We start from the raw sequence: 22,210 nt of genomic DNA, 5'->3' as shown, positions 1-22,210 counted from the left end.
TTATGAAAATTAAAATTACATATATATTATTGTTTTTTAGTTCTCTTTTTTGTTTTTCTCAAAATTATAATATGTCAAATGCTCCAGTTAATACTTGTGCTGGAACATTTTTTGATTCAGGAGGAAATACAGGGGATTACTCTAATAATTCAACTTTTACAAAGACATTCTGTCCATCAACTGCTGGTAGTATTATTAGATTTGTTTTTACAAGTTTTAATCTGGAAGAAAATGTGGATTTCCTTTATGTTTATGATGGAGATTCAACCGCAGCACCTCTTCTAATGGAGCTTACAGGTACAGATTTACCAACTGTTATACAGCCTACAGGAACGAATACTTCTGGATGTATAACTTTTGTATTTACATCAGATGCGGTAACTACAGCATCTGGATGGAGTGCAGGTATTTCTTGTGTGACTCCATGTCAAAATATTGTTGCTAATTTAGATAGTACAACACCTACGGCAGATACAGATAATATTATTAAAATTTGTGCAGGGCAATCTGTTGATTTTTCAGGTTCAGCAACGTTTTCTACATCTAGTGCTGGAGCTGTTTATACTTGGGATTTTGATGATGGGACTACTGCTACAGGACAAAATGTTAGTCATGTATTTGGAACACCTGGTGTGTACCGTGTTAACTTAGTAGTTAATGATCCTTTAGATTGTAGAAATGCAAATTTTATAAATCAAATCATACAAGTCTCTGACGATCCACAAATTTCGTTTTATTCTATATCTGATGAAACATGTAAAGATGTTCCTTTGGATATAACAGCAAATGTGAGCTATAATACATTTACTTATGATTGTGCCCCACCTGTAAGTGGGCAAACTTTCTTGCCAGATGGAAGCGGAGTATCTTATACAACATCAATTGTTGTAGATTGTTTTCCATCATCTTCAACATTAACGGATGTTAATCAAATTGCGGGTATTTGTATGAACATTGAACATTCGTATCTAGGTGATTTAGGAATTGAAATAATAAGCCCTAACGGTCAAATAGCAGTATTACATACATATCCAGGAGGAGGTATTACGTATTTAGGAGATGCGCTAGATGATGGATCAGTGAATCCAGGAATTGGGTTTAATTATTGTTTTGCAATGTCAGGAGCCACTACTTTAGTAAATGGACCTACAGTTGCTGTTACAACAGGTAATGCGATTGCTCCAGGTACGTATCTTCCAAGTGGAGGTTTTGCTCCCTTATTAGGCAGTCCATTAAATGGAGTTTGGACAATAAAGGTTACAGATAATTTAGCAGTTGATAATGGGTATATTTTTTCTTGGAATATTGATTTTGATCCAGCACTTGCTCCTTCAAATTTATCATTTACTCCATCTTCATCTTCTGTTTCATGGACTCCCGATCCAACTATAACAAATATCAATGGAAATACAATAACTGTAGAATCAGATACTCCAGGGACATATTGCTATACATATACAGTAGTAAATAATTTTGGATGTGTTTCAACAAATGTAAAATGTATAGAAGTTTTAGATGCACCTGCAATAGTTGAAGATGTACCAGACTTAGAGAGTTGTGATGAAAATTTTGATTTGAATTCTCATATTCCTGAAATTTTAGGGTCTTTAGATCCATTAGATTATGATGTTTACTTTTTTGCTAGTGCAGCAGATGCTGTTGCAGGTTTTCCTCAGCTTCCTTCTGCTTATGTAGATTCGTCACCACCTACAATTATTTATGTTCGAGTAGAAAATTTTGCATTATCATGTCCAGCATTTACAGAGTTTAATTTAGTTACCGTTCCTTGTGGAGCAAATCAACCTGATGATATGTTTGCGTGTGACGATGTTAGTAACGATGGTTTTGAAATTTTTGATTTAACAAGCCAAGACGCTACGGTTTTAGGAATAAACCCCGCTTCAGATTATACGATTACTTATCATACAACACAGTCGGGAGCTGATAATAATACAGATTTAGCATCTCCATTTTCAGCATTTAATGGCACAAATCAGGTGATTTATGTTAGAATGGAAAGTATTGCAGATCCATCTGTTTATTACACAACAACGTTTAATTTAGTTGTTAATCCATTACCAGTAGCAGATTCACCATCAGATGTAACAGCGTGTGATAGTTATGTATTACCAGCATTAACAGTTGGGAATTATTATATAGGAACAGGAGGGTCAGGAACAATGTTATCAGCAGGTGATACAATAACAACGACTCAAACGTTATATGTTTATGCAGAAACAGGAACTACTCCAAACTGTACAGATGAGAATAGTTTTGTAGTAACAATTAACACTACACCAGTAGCAGATTCACCATCAGATGTAACAGCGTGTGATAGTTATGTATTACCAGCATTAACAGTTGGGAATTATTATACAGGAACAGGAGGATCAGGAACAATGTTATCAGCAGGTGATGCAATAACAACGACTCAGACAGTATATGTTTATGCAGAAACAGGAACGACTCCAAATTGTACCGATGAGAATAGTTTTGTAGTAACGATTAATGCTACACCAGTAGCAGATTCGCCATCAGATGTAACAGAATGTAATGATTATGTATTACCAGCATTAACAGTTGGGAATTATTATACAGGAACAGGAGGATCAGGAACAATGTTATCAGCAGGTGACGTTATTACAACGACTCAAACGTTATATGTTTATGCAGAAACAGGAACGACTCCAAATTGTACCGATGAGAATAGTTTTACAGTGACGATTGGTTCACCAGTAGCAGATTCACCATCAGATGTAACAGCATGTGATAGTTATGTATTGCCAGCATTAACAGTTGGGAATTATTATACAGGAACAGGAGGATCAGGAACAATGTTATCAGCAGGTGATGCAATAACAACGACTCAAACGTTATATGTTTATGCAGAGACAGGAGGAACTCCAAACTGTACAGACGAGAATAGTTTTGTAGTAACGATTAATGCTACACCAGTAGCAGATTCGCCATCAGATGTAACAGAATGTAATGATTATGTATTACCAGCATTAACAGTTGGGAATTATTATACAGGAACAGGAGGATCAGGAACAATGTTATCAGCAGGTGATGTTATTACAACGACTCAAACGTTATATGTTTATGCAGAAACAGGAACGACTCCAAATTGTACCGATGAGAATAGTTTTACAGTGACGATTGGTTCACCAGTAGCAGATTCACCATCAGATGTAACAGCATGTGATAGTTATGTATTACCAGCATTAACAGTTGGGAATTATTATACAGGAACAGGAGGATCAGGAACAATGTTATCAGCAGGTGATGCAATAACAACGACTCAAACGTTATATGTTTATGCAGAGACAGGAGGAACTCCAAACTGTACAGACGAGAATAGTTTTGTAGTAACGATTAATGCTACACCAGTAGCAGATTCGCCATCAGATGTAACAGCGTGTGATAGTTATGTATTGCCAGCATTAACAGTTGGGAATTATTATACAGGAACAGGAGGATCAGGAACAATGTTATCAGCAGGTGATGCAATAACAACGACTCAGACAGTATATGTTTATGCAGAAACAGGAACTACTCCAAACTGTACAGACGAGAATAGTTTTGTAGTAACGATTAATGCTACACCAGTAGCAGATTCACCATCAGATGTAACAGCATGTGATAGTTATGTATTACCAGCATTAACAGTTGGGAATTATTATACAGGAACAGGAGGATCAGGAACAATGTTATCAGCAGGTGATGCAATAACAACGACTCAAACGTTATATATTTATGCAGAGACAGGAACTACTCCAAACTGTACAGACGAGAATAGTTTTGTAGTAACGATTAATACTACACCAGTAGCAGATTCACCATCAGATGTAACAGCATGTGATAGTTATGTATTACCAGCATTAACAGTTGGGAATTATTATACAGGAACAGGAGGATCAGGAACAATGTTATCAGCAGGTGATGTTATTACAACGACTCAGACAGTATATGTTTATGTAGAAACAGGAACTACTCCAAATTGTACCGATGAGAATAGTTTTGTAGTAACGATTAATGCTACACCAGTAGCAGATTCACCATCAGATGTAACAGCATGTGATAGTTATGTATTACCAGCATTAACAGTTGGGAATTATTATACAGGAACAGGAGGATTAGGAACAATGTTATCAGCAGGTGATGCAATAACAACGACTCAAACGTTATATATTTATGCAGAAACAGGAACTACTCCAAATTGTACAGATGAGAATAGTTTTACAGTAACGATTAATGTTACACCTCAATTAATTTCATTGGAGGGTAATGATTCTATATGTTCTAATACAGATGCTATTTTTACTATAACAGGTACTCCAGGAGCTCAGGTTAGTTATACAGGAGTTGTAGGATTACCAGCTAGTCCAGTTATATTAAATGGTTCAGGAACAGCAACAGTGGTTGTTACAGGAGCTACAATAGATCAAACGATTACTTTAACTTCAATTACTGATGTTGTTACAGGATGTAGTCAAGTTTTAAATCTTACAGAGACAGTAACAATTCTTCCAGCAACAACATTATCATTAAATTCAGATATATCAACTGAAGACCAAACTGTTTGTGAAAATTTTGCTATTACTTCGATAGTGTATCAAGTTTCAGGAACAGCAACAGGAGTTTCAGTTAGTGGATTACCAGCAGGTGTTGTTTATAGTTATGATTCTACAACGAATCTTGTAACAATTAATGGAACACCAACAGTTTCAGGAACATATAATTATAGTATAACTACTACAGGAGGTTGTGCACCACAAGCATCAGATAGTGGTGTTTTAAATGTAACTATTGCCCCTACAGTAACTATTGTTAATAATACACCTGAGATTTGTGAAGGTCAAGCTATGGATGTAACAATTACTTCAGATGTAGTAGGAGCAACAATATATTGGACTGCTTCTTCTCAGGGAATAAATGAAGTAATATCAGGAAATGGAGTTGGACCTATAGTTTTAAATCAAAATATAACCTTATTAGCAGGTCAAACTCAACCAGTAGATTTAGTGGTTACAACTTATGGTGTTGCAGATTGTATTGGTCAAACACAAACGTTTACTGTTAGAATCAATCCGATTCCTTCTGTAGACTATACTATTGTAGATGACTCAATATGTTCAGGAGAAACTACGCAGATAGAATTGTATTCAGATGAATATCCAACAGCAACTTTTACTTGGACTTCAGAAGTTATTTCTGGTGGATCAGTATCAGGATTAAGTAATGGATCAGGTACAATGATAACAGATACTTTGACTACTGCGAATTTAACACCATCAACAGTAGTGTATCATGTAACACCTACATTAGGAATTTGTTCAGGAACGGTTATTGATATTACAGTAACAGTTAATCCAATTCCTGTAGATGATTTAACTTTTTCAGGTTCAATCAATGATATTTGTAGTGGAGAAACACCAAATGTTACTGTATCATCAGGAAATACTAATGTAGTATATGAGTGGAGTGTTGTTTTAAATGGAGTAGCTGTAGAAGGTGGAATTACTAGTGGAGTATCAACATCTAATACATATTTAATAGATCATGTATTAACTACAACAGGTTTAATTGCAGGAACAGCGGTTTATACTTTTACTCCAAAATTAGGAGATTGTTTAGGAGTACCAAGAGAATATACTCAAGTAGTAAATCCATTACCGCAACCAGCATTATTAGATGGATCAATCTGTGTTGAATTGTCTACAGGGTTAGTATTCCAAAATCATTTACTGGATTCAGGTATACCAAATACATCAGATTATGATTTTAATTGGTATTATAATGGAGGGTTAATAACTGGAGCAAATCAAAGTACATATGCAGCAGAATTAGCAGGTAATTATTATGTAGAAGTTCAAAACTTGAATACAGGTTGTTCAAATGTATCTAATACTATAAATGTTATTGAAATTAATAATGCAACTGATTTTACATATACTGTGACTAATGCTTTTACAGATAATGCAACAGTAACTATAAATGTTATTGATGGAAATGGAAGTTTCTTATATCAAATAGATGATCAAGATCTTCAAGAATCAAATGTTTTTACAGGTGTAAGTGCAGGAGAACATACTTTAACGGTAGTAGATGAAAAAGGATGTACTTATCTTGAAAAGACTATTTTAGTTATCGATTATCCTAAATTTTTCACTCCAAATGGAGATGGATATAATGATAATTGGAATATCATAGGATTGCAAGATCAACCTAATACAAAACTTTATATCTTTGATCGATATGGTAAATTGATTAAGCAAATTAGCCCTTCAGGAGCAGGATGGGACGGTACTTTAAATGGTGCACAATTACCATCAACAGATTATTGGTTTACTGTAGAATATGAAGAAAATCAACAAAGTAAAATATTTAAAGCGCATTTTTCATTAAAACGATAATTCTCTTTAATATTAGATGATAAAAAAAATAGCCTCACAATTTGTGAGGCTATTTTTTTTATCATCTAATTGTTTTTTAGTTGTTAGATAATATTATTTATTTTTATAAGCTAATAATGCTTCTTTAAGGATTTGTACAGAACGGATTAAATCTTCTTTTTTCAAAACGTACGCAATTCTAACTTCATCTAAACCAACATTAGGAGAAGAATAAAAACCTGCAGCAGGAGCAACCATAACAGTCTCTCCATTTAAATCATAAGTTTCTAAAAGCCATTGAGCAAAATCATTAGCATTTGAGATAGGTAATTTAGCAATACAATAAAAAGCACCTTTTGGCGTAGCTACTTGTACACCTTCAATTTTTTCTAATTCAGAAATTAAAATATCTCTACGCTCTTTATATTCAGTTATAACTTCATCAAAATAACTTTGTGGAGTGTCTAATGCTGCTTCACTTGCAATTTGTGCATAAGTAGGGGGACTTAATCTAGCTTGTGCAAATTTCATTGCAGCAGCCATTACTTCTTTATTTTTAGATACAATACAGCCAATTCTTGCACCACACATACTAAAACGTTTTGAAACAGAATCAATCATTATAGCATGATTTTCAAGACCATTAACATTCATAATAGAATGATGTTTGTAACCGTCATAAGTAAACTCTCTATACACTTCATCAGCAATTAAAAATAGATCATGCTTTTTGACTATCTCTGCTAATTGATTAATTTCTTCTTCGGAATATAGATATCCTGTTGGATTTCCAGGATTACAAATTAAAATAGCTTTTGTATTTGGTGTTATAAGTTTTTCAAAATCTTCAATAGGAGGAAGAGCAAATCCTGTTTCAATATTAGAAATTACAGGGACAACTTTTACACCAGAAGAGACTGCAAAACCATTATAATTTGCATAGAATGGTTCAGGAATTATAACTTCATCATTAGAATCCATTGTACTACCAAGAGCGAAAAGTAGAGCTTCCGATCCACCAGTTGTTATAATAATGTCTTGAGTGTCAATTGGTAAATTTTGATTTTTATAGTATTCAGAAAGCTTCTTTCTATAACTTTCAAAACCAGCAGAATGACTGTATTCTAAAACTTCTATATTAGCATTTTTTACTGCATCAAGAGCAACTTTAGGAGTCTTAATGTCTGGTTGACCAATATTTAAATGATATACATTATGTCCTTTTTTCTTTGCAATTTCTGCATAAGGAACCAATTTCCTAATAGGAGATTCAGGCATTTGTAAGCCTTTCTGAGATATTTTTGGCATTGTGTTTTATTTTGATATGCAAAATTGCATTTTTTTTCTCAAAATATGATGTATTTTTTATTTTAAAATGTTAAAGAATAATATACATTTCGATAATTTTCTTACATTTAAGAATAAAATAATTTTCTCATGAAGAAAAAATTACAAAGCGTTATTTTTACTTTTTTTTTATGTATCACTATGTTTGGTCAATCAAAATGGTTATCTAAAAGGGATAAAATAGTAATTCCTTTTGAGTTGACTCATAATTTGATTATTATGGAGGTGGAAGTAAATGATACTAAGTTAAATATGCTTTTAGATACAGGCTCTGATAAAAGTTTATTATTCAGTTTTCCAGAAAATGACAGTATATTATTTTATGAGACAAGAAAAGTTAAAATAAATGGATTAGGAAATGGAGAAGTATTAGAAGCAATTATTTCAAGTAATAATAAGTTTAAAGTTAGAGATTATTTAGATAATAATTTTGAAATTTTACTTGTTACAGATCAAAATATTAATTTGGTAAATAAATTGGGAATACCTATTAATGGTATTATAGGCTCTTCTTTTTTTAAAGACTATTTAGTTGAAATTAATTATCAAACGGAAAAAATTATTCTACATAAGAACGCAGAAAAAATAATATTAAAGAAGGCAAGAAAATATGAAAATAAGGAAATTAAATTAATAGGCAATAAACCATATTTAGAAATTACATTAGATATTAATGAAATAGAATCGTTTAATATTAAATTATTAATGGATACAGGGTTAGGAGATGGATTATGGTTGTTTGAAAATGATAGCATAAAATGCAATCAGAGGTTTATAATAGATATTTTGGGAAGAGGGTTAGGAGGAGACATAAGAGGAAAGAAATCTAGGGTGGAAACACTTGAATTAAATGATTTTAAATTAAATGATGCATTAGTTTCATATCCAGATAGATTGTCTTTTAGTCAATTAGATGTTGTGAAAGGAAGAAATGGTTCTTTAGGTGGTGAAATTATTAAGCGGTTTAATTGGTTTCTTGATTATAGAAATAAAATTTTCTATTTTACAAAAAATAAATATTTTAAAGTTCCATTTAATTATAATATGTCAGGTATTGAAGTGCAACATGGAGGTGTTACTTGGGTGTCTGAAAAATTAAGATTTAATAAAACAGGGGCTAATTCTAAAGAATTGATTTATGAGAGCTCTTATGAATTTAAATATAAATTTGAATTAAAACCTATTTTCCAGATATACTCTATAAGGGAAAATTCACCAGCAGCTATTGCAGGTTTAAAAGTAGGGGATATGATTTTATCAATAAATGGTAAAAAAGCATATAATTATACAATTCAAAAAATAACAAATCTATTTCAATCAGAAGATGGAAAAACGATAAAGATGCAAATTGAAAGAGATGAAAAGGTTATAGATGTTCGATTTAAACTTCAAAAAATCTTATAACTCTATACAATAATTATTTTGAAAGACGATGCAATGTAAATGTCATTGCCGATAATAATATAAATGCAACTAATTGATGAGCTAGCCCTAACCATAATGGTACATGGTAAAGAAGAGTTAAAACTCCTAAAGCAAATTGTATAAAAACAATGATCATTATACTATTTATTCCTTTTGATTGAAGCTTGTTTAAATTGTATTTTTTGCTCTTAAAAAATAAAAAACACATTATGAAGACGACTACATAAGCAAAAGTTCTATGTATAAATTGAATGCCACTTTTTCCTTCAAGGAAAGATTTTATAAGCGTTGGTTGTTCTAAAGTAATACTTTCATGAAAAAATTGTCCGTCACTCATTAGAGGCCAATGGTTATGGATTAAACCAGCATTTAAACCAGCAACAAAACCACCATATATAATTTGAATGATTAAAAATAATAAAGCAAATCTTGCGATTTTACGTAAAGGCTTAATAATTGAATTTTTTTCAGGATATATTAAATCTAAAGCAACCCATAATGTATAGGCAAACGTGATGAAAGCAAATGTTAAATGTAAAGCCAAGCGAAAATGACTTACATCTGGATTATTAATTAAACCACTTTTAACCATAAACCAACCTAAGAAGCCTTGAAATCCACCCATAAATAAGAGAACAATACATTTTCGTATAGTTTGTTTATCTAGTTTTTTCTTAATTAAGAAATAGATAAAAGGTATAATAAATACAAGCCCAATAATTCTACCAATAAAGCGATGGAACCATTCCCAAAAATAAATGAATTTATAATCTGAAAGTGTAAAATCTTTGTGAATATTTATCTTTTGATATTCTGGAAATTTTTTATACTCTTCAAATGCATTCTCCCATTTTTCTTCACTTAATGGAGGAAAAGTATCTGTTATCAAATGCCAATCAGTCATAGATAAACCTGAATTGGTTAAACGTGTTATTCCTCCAACCATAACCATGATAAAAAGCAATAAACAACCACTTAAAAGCCAAATAATAACAGATCTATTGTTTTTCATCTGATGATTTTTTTTCAATTTTACAAAAATAACGACTAAAGAGTAATCTTGGAAATAATATTAAGTTAAACTTTTTGTAATCCCATTTTTTCAGCTCTCTTTAAAATAAAAGCTAAAGCAGCTTCATATTCATTTGGAATTTCACCTTCTAAGATAGCTTCTTTTACAGCTTCCTTAAGTGTTCCAATCTCTCTACAAGGCTTTAATCCAAATAACTCCATTATCTCTTCTCCTGAAATAGGTGGCTGAAAATTACGTACATGATCACGCTCTTCAACTTCTACAATTTTTTGACGAACTATTTTAAAATTATGATGATATTTATTAAACTTTTTGGGATTTTTAGTGGTGATATCTGCTTCACACAAAGTCATCAAATTTTCTACTTCTTCACCAGCATCAAATACTAAACGACGAACAGCTGAATCAGTAACGATATCTTGAGCTAAAACAATTGGACGTGAACTCATAGTTACCATTTTTTGAACAAACTTCATCTTTTGATTTAATGGCATGTGTAAACGTTCAAATATTTTCTTAACCATTTTTCCTCCTAAAAATTCATGTCCGTGGAAAGTCCAGCCTTGTTTTTTATTGAATTTTTTTGTTGGCGCTTTACCAATATCATGTAAAAGAGCAGCCCATCTCAACCAAACGTCATCTGTATTTGGACAAATATTATCAACGACTTCCAATGAATGATAAAAATTATTTTTATGGGTATGACCTTCAATTTCTTCTACTTGATTTAAAGCAGTTAATTCAGGTAAAAGAATATCTAAAAGTCCAGTTTCATATAGTAATAAAAAGCCTATTGAAGGTTTTTCGGATAAAAGAATTTTATTTAATTCATCCACAATTCGCTCACCAGAAATAATATTAATTCTTTCCTTATTTCTAGAGATCGCTTGAAGTGATTTTATTTCAATCTCGAAATGTAATTGACTAGCAAAGCGTATTGCACGTAACATTCTTAAAGGATCATCGGAATATGTAATATCAGAATCTAGAGGAGTACGAATTATTTTGTTATGTAAATCAGTAACTCCATTAAAGGGATCAATTAAAGTTCCAAAAGTTTCTTCATTTAATGATAATGCTAAAGCATTTATGGTAAAATCACGTCTTTCCTGATCATCTTTTAGAGTTCCATTCTCAACTATTGGATTTCGACTATCATAAGTATATGATTCTTTTCTAGCTCCAACAAATTCAATATCCATATCATTAAATCGTAGCATTGCAGTTCCATAGTTTTTAAAAACTTGAACTTTTGGTTGATTTGGGATTAATTCAGAAACTTTTAAAGCTAATTCAATTCCACTTCCAACAGCTACAATATCAATATCTTTTTTGTGATTACGATTTAATAAAAGATCACGAACAAAACCGCCAATTACATAACATTCTAAGTTTAGCTCTTTAGCTGCTTGAGATACTATTTTAAATATTTTATGATCTAAATTCTGTTTGTAATTCATTTTTTAGGCTTAAAGGTTTTTAAGTATTAATATGTAATGTTAAGAATGACATTAAACAGTTAAACTTTAAACAAAATTATTTACGAATCACTTTAACCTGACTATCTAATGTGAGTTTAATAATGGTTGATGGATTGCTGCAAATTTTTTCGTGATGCAAATTTACTACATAGTCAACACCTTTTAAAATTTCTGGAGTTATTTCTTTAAAAGATTTTGGAGTAAACATTCCAGAAACGTTTGCAGATGTTGAAACTAAAGGTCTTTTCATTCGTTCCATTAGCTTAAAACAAAAAGGTTCAGTAACCATTCTAACAGCTAAAGAGTTGTCTTCTGCAATGATATTTTTTGCAACATTTTTTGGTTTATCTAAAATTAAAGTAGTGGGTTTTTCTGCAAAATCTAAGATTTGCCAAGCTACTTCTGGAATTTCGTTGAACACCTGATGCATCATCCTTTCACCATTAACCAAAACAATCATACTTTTACTTTCTTCTCTTTTCTTTAAAGCATAAATCTTTTTAATTGCTTCTTCATTTGTAGCATCACAACCTATTCCCCAAACAGTGTCTGTAGGATAAAGAATAATGCCTCCTTCTTTGATAATCTCAAATGCGTTGTGAATTTCAGTACTTATAGCTTGATTCATTGTTAAAAATTTAATACTTCTGAATATTTTATAATTTTTCCAGGTACACCTACTACAACAGCATTGTCTGGAATGTTTTTGGTGACAACTGATCCTGCACCAATGGTTACATTTTTTCCAATTTTTACTTTAGGTAAAATTATTGCACCAGCACCTATTTTTGAAAAATCTCCAATTTTAGTATGTCCTAATAAAAGTGCGTTTGGAGATAATTCAACAAAATTACCCACAACACAGTCGTGTGTAATTACAACATTATAATAGACAATAGTTCCCATACCAATTTTAGAAGAATTTGATAATGTGGCATTAGACAATATGTTTGACCCTTCTCCAATTTCTACATCAAAACTTCCAATGGTTGCTAACGGGCTTATAGTAGAAACAAATTTTCCTCCAAATAGAGTAAACTTGTCAAAAAGTTTTTTTCTTAATATCGGATTTCCTATACCAATAGTAAATTCGTTGTTTCCTTTTTTAAAACGAAGTTTAACATTGTTTTCGTCTTTTAAAACAGGAAATTGGTTAAATAATAAATCACAGATATCAGTATTAATATCATCATAAAAAGCTAAATTATCAAGATTGTTTTTTTGTTTGAAAATTTCCAAAACTTCTTTTGCAAAACCTTTAGCTCCAATGATTAACATATTGTTTTATTTACTATAGATACTATTTTTTTTAAATCGGAACTATCAATCCCAGCGTATAAAGGTAAACAAAGTACTCTAGATGATATCGATTCAGAAATTGGCATTTTTTCTCCATTAACATATTTTATTGTATTTAATGAAGGGTAAAAATATCTTCGAGGAAAAATATTATGAATATTTAATTCTTTTTGAACTTCAAGAAGTTTATTTTCTGAGCTTAAAATTATAGGATAATAACTATAATTCCATTCAGTATTTTCTCTAATTTTTATGATTTTAAGTTTATTGAGATTTAAATTAGTATTGTAATAATCAACAACTTCTTTTCTTTTTTTTAAAATAGTGTCTATATGATTTAGTACAGTGATTCCCATTGCAGACTGAAGTTCTGATATCTTAGCGTTTATCCCTAGTCCATGAAAATTTAGGGGTCCATCATGACCAAAATTATGACTATAGTATATTTTTTTAGTTAATTCTTTATCATTGGATATAATTGCACCACCTTCTCCTGTATGGAAAATTTTTGTTGCATGAAAACTGCATGTGCTAATAGTTCCGTACTTAAATATAGATTGATTTTTATATTTAACTCCAAAGCAATGAGCGGCATCATAAATTATATATAGTTTATGTTTTTTAGCAATTTTTTCAATTTCTTCAATATGACAAGGATTGCCAAAAACATGAGTTGCCAAAATTGCAGTAGTATTTGGAGTTATCGCATTTTCAATTTTGGTTTCATCTATAGTTAAAAAATCTTCATTAATGTCTACAAAAATAGGTTTACAATTTTCCCAAATGATAGAAGAAGTTGTAGCGACATAAGAAAAAGGAGTCGTAATTATTTCTCCATTATTTCCTAATAACTTTAAAGCAATCTGTAAAGGTATAGTACCATTATTTGTAATTAGGATATTATCAAGGCCTAAATAAATTTTTAATTTTTCTTCTAATTCTAAAGTAAATTGTCCTCTATTAGTAAGCCATTCGTTTTCCCAAATTTTTTTTAAAAGATTTTGATATTCTTCTAATGGAGGTAAAAAAGTTTTTGTAACGTTAACCATTTTTTAATTTATTACTGTTGAATATGTTTTTTTTATTTTTTTAGCAAAACTCTCTTTTCCAAATGTTTTTAAAATTGATTTAGAAATAGTCTTTTTATCATATATGATATTTTTATTGATTACTCTTAATGAAAAATCTGCCATTTCTTCATAATCTTTAATCTGAACAATATGACCATTTTCTTTAGATATAATTTCATCAACACCTCCACACCTTGTAGAGCAAACTGGCAATCCACATGCAAGAGCTTCTAAAACAGATACAGGCATTCCTTCAGAAATACTTGAAAATAAGAACAAATCAGCTTTGTTTAATTCAACCGATATTTTTTCTCGTGAAAGAGAAGGTGTCAAATTAATTACTATATTCTTATAATTGAATTCACTTATTAATTGTTTTACATCATATTCTTTATCTTGTCCCCATCCATTGTAACCAATCCAATTAAAAATTATAGTTTCTGTTGTTAATTGATCTATTTTGTCTAGTGCTAGAAGCAATGTTTTCTGGTCTTTTAAAGCATCATATGCTCCAATAGTTATTATTGTAAATGATTCGTTTTTTTTAATTGTTGAATCATAGTAAAATAAGCTTTCATTGACATAATTTCCTACAACTTCAAAGTTTGAAAAAATGCCATTAGCGGCAAACTGTCTTATTTTATCATGACTAACAACTAATTTGGGAAAAGGTAATTCAAAAATTTTATTTAACACCTTTATTTCTTTTTTTCTCTTGTTTTTAAGAGTAAATTGATTATGTTCAGTAAATATAAATGGGATATTAAATGTTTTATTAAAATAATATGCTTCTATTCCTGCATTGAAAAGACTTTGAGCATGAATTAGATCAATATTGAACCCTTTTTTAATAAGATATTTGTTAAAACTAATTATTTTTTTTGTTAAAAGTATAGTGTTAAATTTTTCAGATAGAAAATCAAATTTCAGATATTCTATTTCATAAGATTCAATACCATTTGGTGTTTTTAATTGTTTTATTTTATTAACTTTAAAAGCTTTATAAAGTTTTTTCAACTTTATTCTTTTTTCTTTAAAGTTACATATCTTTATGTTAAAATCATCTTCGACTAAATTTGCTTGTTCCCAAAAAAAAGATCCAATGTTCTTTTCTATATTTAGCCAAGAGCATATCATTAAAATATTTTTCTTTTGATTCACAGCTATAATTTTTTAAAAATGAGTAATATGTAAATGACTATTTTAAGAAGTATGTTTTATTTAAAAACAAACTTCATTTTTATGCCTTTGATTTTGTAATTAATTTAAATTAAATTTACAACATAAATCTAATTAAAAAAAGACATATTGGACAAAGATAAGAATGATAAAGTTATAAATGAGAAGAATAATACTATATTATCTATAGTTTGTCACAGTTATAATCACGAAAATTATATAAGTGAAACTATTGAAAGTTTTTTAAATCAAAAAACTGATTTCCCTTTCGAAATAGTTATTCATGATGATGCTTCAACAGATAGAACTCCTTTGATTATAAAGGAATATCAAGAAAAGTATCCTCAAATAATAAAAGCAATATTTCAAAGTGATAATAAATATTCTAAAAATATTAATATTTGGGCAGAATATACTTTCCCAAAATGTAAAGGAAAATATATTGCTCTATGTGAAGGTGATGACTATTGGTCTGATGAATATAAACTTCAAAAACAAGTTGATTTTTTAGAAAATAATTCTAATTATGTGGTTTGTTGGACTGACTATTTAAACTTTAATGGAACAAATTATAGAGAAAATAAATTTAATTTTAAATTAGATGTTACTACAATAGATTTTGATAATCTTTTTAATCCTTATTGTACATTGACATTAACAGTTGTATTTAAGAAAGATGCATTAGATATGTCAATATTATCAAGATTAGAATACTTCAAAGATAATTCACTCTACATGATTTTATTAAATAAAGGAGATGGAGCATTTCTTAATTTTAAGAGTTCGGTTTATAGAATACATGAAGGAGGGGTTTATTCAATGAAATCATTATATTTTCAAAGATATTCATCTTGGTTAAATATTAATGAGATGTATAATATTGTAACTAAAAGTAAGACAAAAAATATAGAAAAAACTTTAAAAACTTTAAAAAGAAGTGCAGCATTTGAAGCCTTAAAAATGAAATACAATGGAGGAAATATAGATCAAAATCAAGAAAAATTAATTAATAGTTTTTTTTCAAATGCAAGTTTATCAGTTAAATTTAAGTATTATAAAAGGATATTTCAATATAGATTTCTCAATAAAAAAGGATAATCTTAAAAAACACATTTCAAATAAAAAATAACTTTATCTAATGTTTTAATTTTATTAAAATAATCTGATTCATTTTTGATGAATTTATAAAAGGCTAAATTATACTCTTTAGAATTACGAATAGTTCTAATAATCATTCTATCAATATGTTTGCAAAAAATCGTATGATTGTAAATATTTAATTTTTCATTTTTTTGTTTTAAAACTTTAGAAGCTTTTATCGTTTTTATAATATCTTCCGCTGATTGTTTCCTTTTTAATGAAACAGCATTCACATAATAGATGCTATTTTCGTCCTGAGAAGAAATTTCTAATTGTTCTAATTGTCTTTTTTTAATTGCCACTTCTGCGATTCTCAAGTTTTCTTCTTTAGTTTGACTAATATTTCCTGAATGCCAACGATATCGTACTAAAGATTCAGGAATATTGTAAAATTCAGATTTAGCAATAAATTCACTCCATAAACCATAATCTTCCGCTGGAACATATTGATGTTCAAAACGTAAATTCCCTATCATTGTTTTTCGAAACATTACAGTTGAATTTCCTAATCCGCAACTGTGTAAAAATTGAACTTTTAAATTTTCATGTTTTTCAGAATGTTTTAAAATTTTTTCTTTTTTATCACCAAAAATGGTAAACCAAGTTCCGCATAACCCTATTTTAGGATTATTATCTAAAACATTTATTTGTTTTTCAAAACGTGTTGGTAAAGCAATATCATCAGCATCTAATAATGCAATATATTCAGTTTGTGCTATATCAATTCCTTCATTTCTTAAATTAGCAGGTCCTTCATTTTTTGTTTTATTAATTAAAATAATACGATCGTCATTAGCTTTTATTTTTTCAATTATAGAAACAGTACTATCTGATGAATTATCATTTAATATAATTAAGTCGAAATCACTAAATGTCTGATTTTGTAGACTATTAATGGCTTCTTCAATATATAATTCACCATTATAAACAGGCATTATTACAGTTAATTTCTTCATGCTATTTTTTTTTTTGAGTAGAAGGACAAATGTAAGATTTTATTAAGAAAATTTTAACCTTATATTTGTAAAAAAAAACATGAACAAAATTCAAGTAGGATTCCTAGTATCTTATGATTATGAATTATTAAAATTTGCAATTCCCCCAATTTATGATAATTCAGATGAAATATTTTTAGCAATTGATAAAAATAGGAAGACTTGGAATGGCTCAGATATTCATATTGATGATAGTTTTTTTCAATGGATTAAAGAATTTGATGTAAAGAACAAAATTCATATTTATGAAGAAAGTTTTTATGTAGAAGGCTTTTCTACAATGGAATGTGAGATAAGAGAGAGAAAACTTTTAGCAGAAAAAATGGGAATTGGAAATTGGCTAATTCAATTAGATTCTGATGAATATTTTTTTGATTTCAAATCATTTGTAGAATATTTAAAAGCAAATAATCATTTTCTTACGAGTAAAGAACACATACAAATATGTTGCTTCAAAATTAATCAATATAAGAATGTAAAAGGTGGTGTCTTATATGTAGATAAGTTTGATAAATTTATGGTGGCAACAAATAAACCTAACTATAAAGTAGGTCGTCACGGGAAATGTCGTTCTATTTATGTTTCATCGATTGCTTTGCATGATTGTTTATCAAGAGAGCGAGAAGACTTAATAAAAAAACTAGACAATTGGGGACACAATTCAGATATTGATAAAGATAGTTTTATGAAAAAATGGGATGCAGTTAATGAAACCAATTATCATGAGCATGAAGGCTTCTTCTATCTAGAACCAATGCATTGGAAAACATTAAAATTTATGCCAGGAAATTCACTTGATGAAATTTTAACAAACTTCAAAAATGATAAATCAATGAAAATAAGTAGTTGGTTTTTAATAAAAAAGAACTTTGGGCAGTGGTTTAAATTTTTGTTCAAAAAAAGCAAATAGTCGAGTTTTAGATTTGACAATAAAAAAAGCTTTTATTTTTTAAGTAAAAGCTTTTTTGCATGTTTATATATATAGCTTTATATATTCTTTAGCAGCTTTTTCCCAAGAAAAGAAATTGGCTCTAGTTCTTATTTTTTCAAGATAAAAATGCTTATTGCTTTCAAAATCATTCAGTTTAGAAAATAAAAAAGTTTTCATATAATTTGGGTCAAAATTATCCCAATAAAAAGCAGCATCGCCACCAATTTCAGGTAATGAAGTTAAATTTGAAAGAAAAACAGGTTTGTCAAATTTCATAGCCTCAATAGGAGGTAAGCCAAAACCTTCTCTAATAGAAGGAAAAAGAAAGGCAGTACAATTTTCTAAATAATATTGTTTAGCTTCATCACTGACTTTTCCAGTTAGAATAACTTTATCTTGTAAATTATTTTCAGTAATATACTTACTAATTTCATAACCATACTCTTTTTGATTATTTCCAGAAATAATTAAACGATATCCTTCAATAAATGACATCATTTTTACGATTGATAAAAAGTTTTTACGAGGAATAAAATCACCAATAGAATAGAAAAAAGGTTGGTTTAATTTAAAATCAGGAACGAAAGAATTATTTTCAATTTTTACTTCTGACGGATTGCCATTATAAATAATGTGCTCAGGAACATTTGGAACATTAAAATATTGATGTGTTTGTTTCTTTGCAAACTCAGAAATGTAAGTTATAACATCAGCGCGATTTAATTTTTCAATAAATTTTTTATTAACCTTATGATTCATATTTGTTGAGATCTCTTCTACAAAATTAACATCATGAATAGTTAAAATGTATTTTTTAGGTTTAAAAAAGGGCTCAACTTTTGTATTTTGATTTAAACTATGCCAAACATCATATTTTGTTTTTTTTCTAAATAAAAAATGACGTTCTAAACTAGTATATTTTGAATATTTAAACGTGTTTTTAAATTCATTTTGTAATCTTTCAGGATGTTTTGCATTTAGTGTAATATCTAAATTGGAAATATCTAAATTAGAAATAGCTTTAATTAGTTGGTAATTAAAAGTTCCAAGACCACCTGCTTTGTTATTGATGTTGTGAGATTCTAAAAAAACGTTCATGAAATTAATTTCAGTAAAAATAAGATATGTTTCCAAATAATTAATTGGTTATCCTTATTTTTGGCAAAAAAAAGATGCTTACCATTTTTCCTATATATACAAATCTAAAAAATAAAATAATTTCGAGTATTGAAAATTTTCATACATCAGGCGAATTATTTGTTGCTGGAAAAAGAAATACAATTAAACTTTTTGAGGTTGACGAAGCATTAACGTTGAATATAAAATCGTTTAGAAAACCTATATTAATTAATAGAATTATTTATAAGTATTTTAGAAAGTCAAAAGCTAGGCGTTCTTATGAATATGCAACTGTTTTACTAAAAAATAATATTGGAACACCTAAACCTATTGCTTATTCTGAAAATACAGATATTATAGGACTAAAAGATAGTTATTATGTTTGTGAGCATATATTTTGCGATTTAACATATAGAGAATTAGTTGAAACGAATTATCCAGATGGAGAGAATATTTTACGTCAGTTTATTCATTTTACCTATGATATGCATAAAAATGGAATTGAATTTAAAGATCATACTCCTGGAAATACCTTAATAAAGAATAATCATGATGGTTCTTATAATTTTTATTTAGTAGATTTAAATAGAATGAATTTCCATAAAGAAATGAGTTTTGAATTAAGAATGAAGAATCTTTCAAAAATTACTCCCAAAAAAGAAATGATTACAATTATGAGTAATGAGTATGCAAAAGTATCTGGAGAAGAAGAAGAACACATTTTTAAAACAATGTGGCAATTTACTCAGGATTTTCAATATAGGTTTCACAGAAAAAAAAGGTTAAAAAAGAAATTAAAGTTTTGGAAAAAGTAGTATTTTTATTTGTTTATGCTATTTTTGCCTGTGGTTCTATTTAACACTTTATTTTTCATTTACATATTTTTTTGAATTTGTAAGATAAGCGTTTTTCACCTTTTTATACTTTGAATGAAACTATCAGTAATAATTACTACTTACAACTCCGAAGAATGGCTCAAAAAAGTTCTTATTGGTTATGAAAACCAAACTGAGAATGATTTTGAAGTAGTTATTGCAGATGATGGTTCTACCCAAAAAACCAGAGAATTATTGGATCAATTTTCACACTCATTTAAATATCCAATAATACATGTTTGGCAAGAAGACAATGGTTTTCAAAAATGCAAAATATTAAACAAAGCCATTTTAAAAGCAAACTCAGATTATATTATATTTACCGATGGAGATTGTATTCCAAGAGAAGATTTTGTATCAACTCATCTTAAATATAAAAGAAAAGGATATTTTTTATCTGGAGGTTATTTCAAATTACCATTATACACATCTTCTATAATTACAAAAGAAGATATTTTATCTAAACAGTGCTTTAACCCTTCATGGTTGTCTAAAAATAAAGTAAAAACAAATTTTAAATTAACTAAACTAATCCGATTTAAGCCTTTTACATTGTTTATGAATTGGATTACTCCTACAAAAAGGACATTTAACGGACATAACACCTCTTGTTTTAAAGAAGATTTAATTGCAGTGAATGGTTTTAATGAAGATATGCAATATGGTGGATTAGATAGAGAAATAGGAGAAAGGATGCTAAACTATGGCATCTTATCTAAACAGATTAGGTATTCAGCAATTTGTTTGCATTTAGATCATGAAAGAGGATATTTTAAGCAAGAAGAATGGGATAAAAACCTAAAAATAAGAGCTTATAATATTAAAAATAAAATTATACAAACCAAAAACGGAATTCTTAAACTTTAGAATCTAAGAAGCTTTTAATATTTTCTAAAAATAAAGCAGGTTCAAACTTAGTATAATATTCTAAAGAAAGGCTTTTTAACTCTTTTTCTGTTTTACCTTCAAATAATTCAGGTTTAAAGTCATTTAAATGAACAGAAGTATGTTTTATTCCATCTTCAAATGTAGCCCAAATTTTCTTTTCAATCCATGGTGAAAAAATAATAAATGACGATTTCCCTAAAGCTTTTGCCATATTAATAGCACCGCCATCATTACCAATTATTAATTCACAATTATTCATAAGTCCCATATAATCTCTCAAACTATCTCCAAATAATTCAAAATATATTTTCGACTTTGTTTTATCAGAACAATTTTCAAACACTTCTTTTGCTTGCTCTAGTTGTTTTGGAAAATAATTAAAGAGAATATTTACATTATAATGAATTCCGATATAATCCACAACCTGAGTCATGTAATTTAGAGGATATGTTTTTATATTTTCACTTCCTAGTAAACTAATCATGATTGTCTTTCTAGAAGAATCAATAGAATGATATTTAAAAGCTTCGTTTGCTTTTTCAATTTCTTCTGATGACAAATATAATTTGGGTTCAGTTATCTTCTCTATAGCTAAATGTAAAGGATTAAGTAAAGATAACCGTCTTTCTATGGCTAAACCTAAGTAAGTCTCTGGAAATGCTGCAAAAGGAACAGTATCTGTATAAATAAATTCTCTTCCTTTTTTTAGGTATGATATTTTTTGTTTGCCACCACATATAAGACAAATAATCCAACTTTGTAATTTTGAATAAGCATCTATTACCAAATCGTATTTTTCTTTTCTTATTTTAAAAGCAAATTGTAATAAATTCCATATCCCTTTTTGTTCTTTAGGGTTAAAAATGACTAAATTACTGATAGAAGGATTATTCTTTAGTATATCAACAGTATTATTATTGACTAAATAATCAATTTGTGCGTTAGGATATGCTTTTTTCAAGTTTTCACAAATAATGCTACTTACTAAAACATCTCCAATCATTTTATGCTGAATAACTAAAACTTTCATTTT

Annotated in this window: 16 protein-coding genes; 6 read left to right on the top strand and 10 right to left on the bottom strand. The window is 28.9% G+C overall.

Translation table 11 applies throughout. The features are described 5' to 3' along the window. Nucleotides 1-2 precede the first annotated feature (2 nt). Nucleotides 3-6,416: a T9SS type B sorting domain-containing protein gene (locus LXD69_RS16795; protein ID WP_246916218.1), complete on the top strand. Its 6,414-nt coding sequence runs from the start codon at nt 3-5 to the stop codon at nt 6,414-6,416. A gap of 93 nt (nt 6,417-6,509) precedes the next feature. Here LXD69_RS16795 and LXD69_RS16790 read toward each other — a convergent pair whose 3' ends face one another. After that, entirely contained in the window at nt 6,510-7,703 is a 1,194-nt protein-coding gene (locus LXD69_RS16790; protein WP_045966444.1) for a pyridoxal phosphate-dependent aminotransferase, read from the bottom strand. 129 nt (nt 7,704-7,832) lie between these two features. On the opposite strand from LXD69_RS16790, the gene LXD69_RS16785 reads away from it, so the two are divergent. Continuing rightward, complete coding sequence (locus LXD69_RS16785) at nt 7,833-9,146, top strand: retropepsin-like aspartic protease (protein WP_246916217.1); 1,314 nt, start codon at nt 7,833-7,835, stop codon at nt 9,144-9,146. Nucleotides 9,147-9,159: 13 nt separating this feature from the next. On the opposite strand, the gene LXD69_RS16780 is transcribed toward LXD69_RS16785, so the two are convergent. From LXD69_RS16780 to LXD69_RS16755, 6 genes are all read right to left on the bottom strand, one after another. Then, on the bottom strand, nt 9,160-10,179 hold the full coding sequence (locus LXD69_RS16780; RefSeq protein ID WP_246916216.1) for a COX15/CtaA family protein: 1,020 nt from the start codon (nt 10,177-10,179) through the stop codon (nt 9,160-9,162). Nucleotides 10,180-10,244: 65 nt separating this feature from the next. Beyond that, nucleotides 10,245-11,660: a CCA tRNA nucleotidyltransferase gene (locus LXD69_RS16775; RefSeq protein ID WP_246916215.1), complete on the bottom strand. Its 1,416-nt coding sequence runs from the start codon at nt 11,658-11,660 to the stop codon at nt 10,245-10,247. Nucleotides 11,661-11,736: 76 nt separating this feature from the next. Continuing rightward, nucleotides 11,737-12,309, bottom strand: a complete 573-nt coding sequence (locus tag LXD69_RS16770; protein WP_246916214.1) for an L-threonylcarbamoyladenylate synthase — start codon at nt 12,307-12,309, stop codon at nt 11,737-11,739. 2 nt (nt 12,310-12,311) lie between these two features. Further along, entirely contained in the window at nt 12,312-12,959 is a 648-nt protein-coding gene (locus LXD69_RS16765; protein WP_246916213.1) for an acetyltransferase, read from the bottom strand. After that, nucleotides 12,953-14,029 (bottom strand): DegT/DnrJ/EryC1/StrS family aminotransferase, encoded by a 1,077-nt coding sequence (locus LXD69_RS16760; protein ID WP_246916212.1) that lies wholly within the window; start codon nt 14,027-14,029, stop codon nt 12,953-12,955. Before LXD69_RS16760 ends, LXD69_RS16765 begins: the two co-directional genes overlap by 7 nt. A 3-nt stretch (nt 14,030-14,032) precedes the next feature. Beyond that, complete coding sequence (locus LXD69_RS16755) at nt 14,033-15,211, bottom strand: glycosyltransferase (RefSeq protein ID WP_246916211.1); 1,179 nt, start codon at nt 15,209-15,211, stop codon at nt 14,033-14,035. 147 nt (nt 15,212-15,358) lie between these two features. On the opposite strand from LXD69_RS16755, the gene LXD69_RS16750 reads away from it, so the two are divergent. Next, a complete protein-coding gene (locus LXD69_RS16750) occupies nt 15,359-16,327 on the top strand; it encodes a glycosyltransferase (RefSeq protein WP_246916210.1) in 969 nt (322 codons plus the stop codon). Nucleotides 16,328-16,329: 2 nt separating this feature from the next. On the opposite strand, the gene LXD69_RS16745 is transcribed toward LXD69_RS16750, so the two are convergent. Next, nucleotides 16,330-17,325, bottom strand: coding sequence for a glycosyltransferase family 2 protein (locus LXD69_RS16745; RefSeq protein ID WP_246916209.1), 996 nt, complete (start codon nt 17,323-17,325; stop codon nt 16,330-16,332). A gap of 79 nt (nt 17,326-17,404) precedes the next feature. Between LXD69_RS16745 and LXD69_RS16740 the strand changes: the two genes are divergently transcribed. Further along, nucleotides 17,405-18,274, top strand: a complete 870-nt coding sequence (locus LXD69_RS16740; RefSeq protein WP_246916208.1) for a hypothetical protein — start codon at nt 17,405-17,407, stop codon at nt 18,272-18,274. Between the two features lie 63 nt (nt 18,275-18,337). On the opposite strand, the gene LXD69_RS16735 is transcribed toward LXD69_RS16740, so the two are convergent. Next, a complete protein-coding gene (locus LXD69_RS16735; protein WP_246916207.1) occupies nt 18,338-19,393 on the bottom strand; it encodes a glycosyltransferase family 4 protein in 1,056 nt (351 codons plus the stop codon). Between the two features lie 74 nt (nt 19,394-19,467). Here LXD69_RS16735 and LXD69_RS16730 point away from each other — a divergent pair, with 74 nt between their 5' ends. Together LXD69_RS16730 and LXD69_RS16725 are read left to right on the top strand one after the other, a co-directional pair. Next, entirely contained in the window at nt 19,468-20,229 is a 762-nt protein-coding gene (locus LXD69_RS16730) for a Kdo domain containing protein (RefSeq protein WP_246916206.1), read from the top strand. A 114-nt stretch (nt 20,230-20,343) separates the two neighbouring features. Beyond that, nucleotides 20,344-21,156: a glycosyltransferase family 2 protein gene (locus LXD69_RS16725; protein WP_045966474.1), complete on the top strand. Its 813-nt coding sequence runs from the start codon at nt 20,344-20,346 to the stop codon at nt 21,154-21,156. Here the strand turns inward: LXD69_RS16725 and LXD69_RS16720 are convergent. Further along, nucleotides 21,146-22,207: a glycosyltransferase family 9 protein gene (locus LXD69_RS16720; RefSeq protein WP_045966476.1), complete on the bottom strand. Its 1,062-nt coding sequence runs from the start codon at nt 22,205-22,207 to the stop codon at nt 21,146-21,148. The two genes, LXD69_RS16725 and LXD69_RS16720, sit on opposite strands and share 11 nt — an antisense overlap. Between the last annotated feature and the right edge of the window lie 3 nt (nt 22,208-22,210).

The sequence above is a fragment of the Flavobacterium sediminilitoris genome, from assembly GCF_023008245.1.
Classification (GTDB): domain Bacteria; phylum Bacteroidota; class Bacteroidia; order Flavobacteriales; family Flavobacteriaceae; genus Flavobacterium; species Flavobacterium sediminilitoris.
This window is presented reverse-complemented; position numbering and strand designations above follow the sequence as displayed.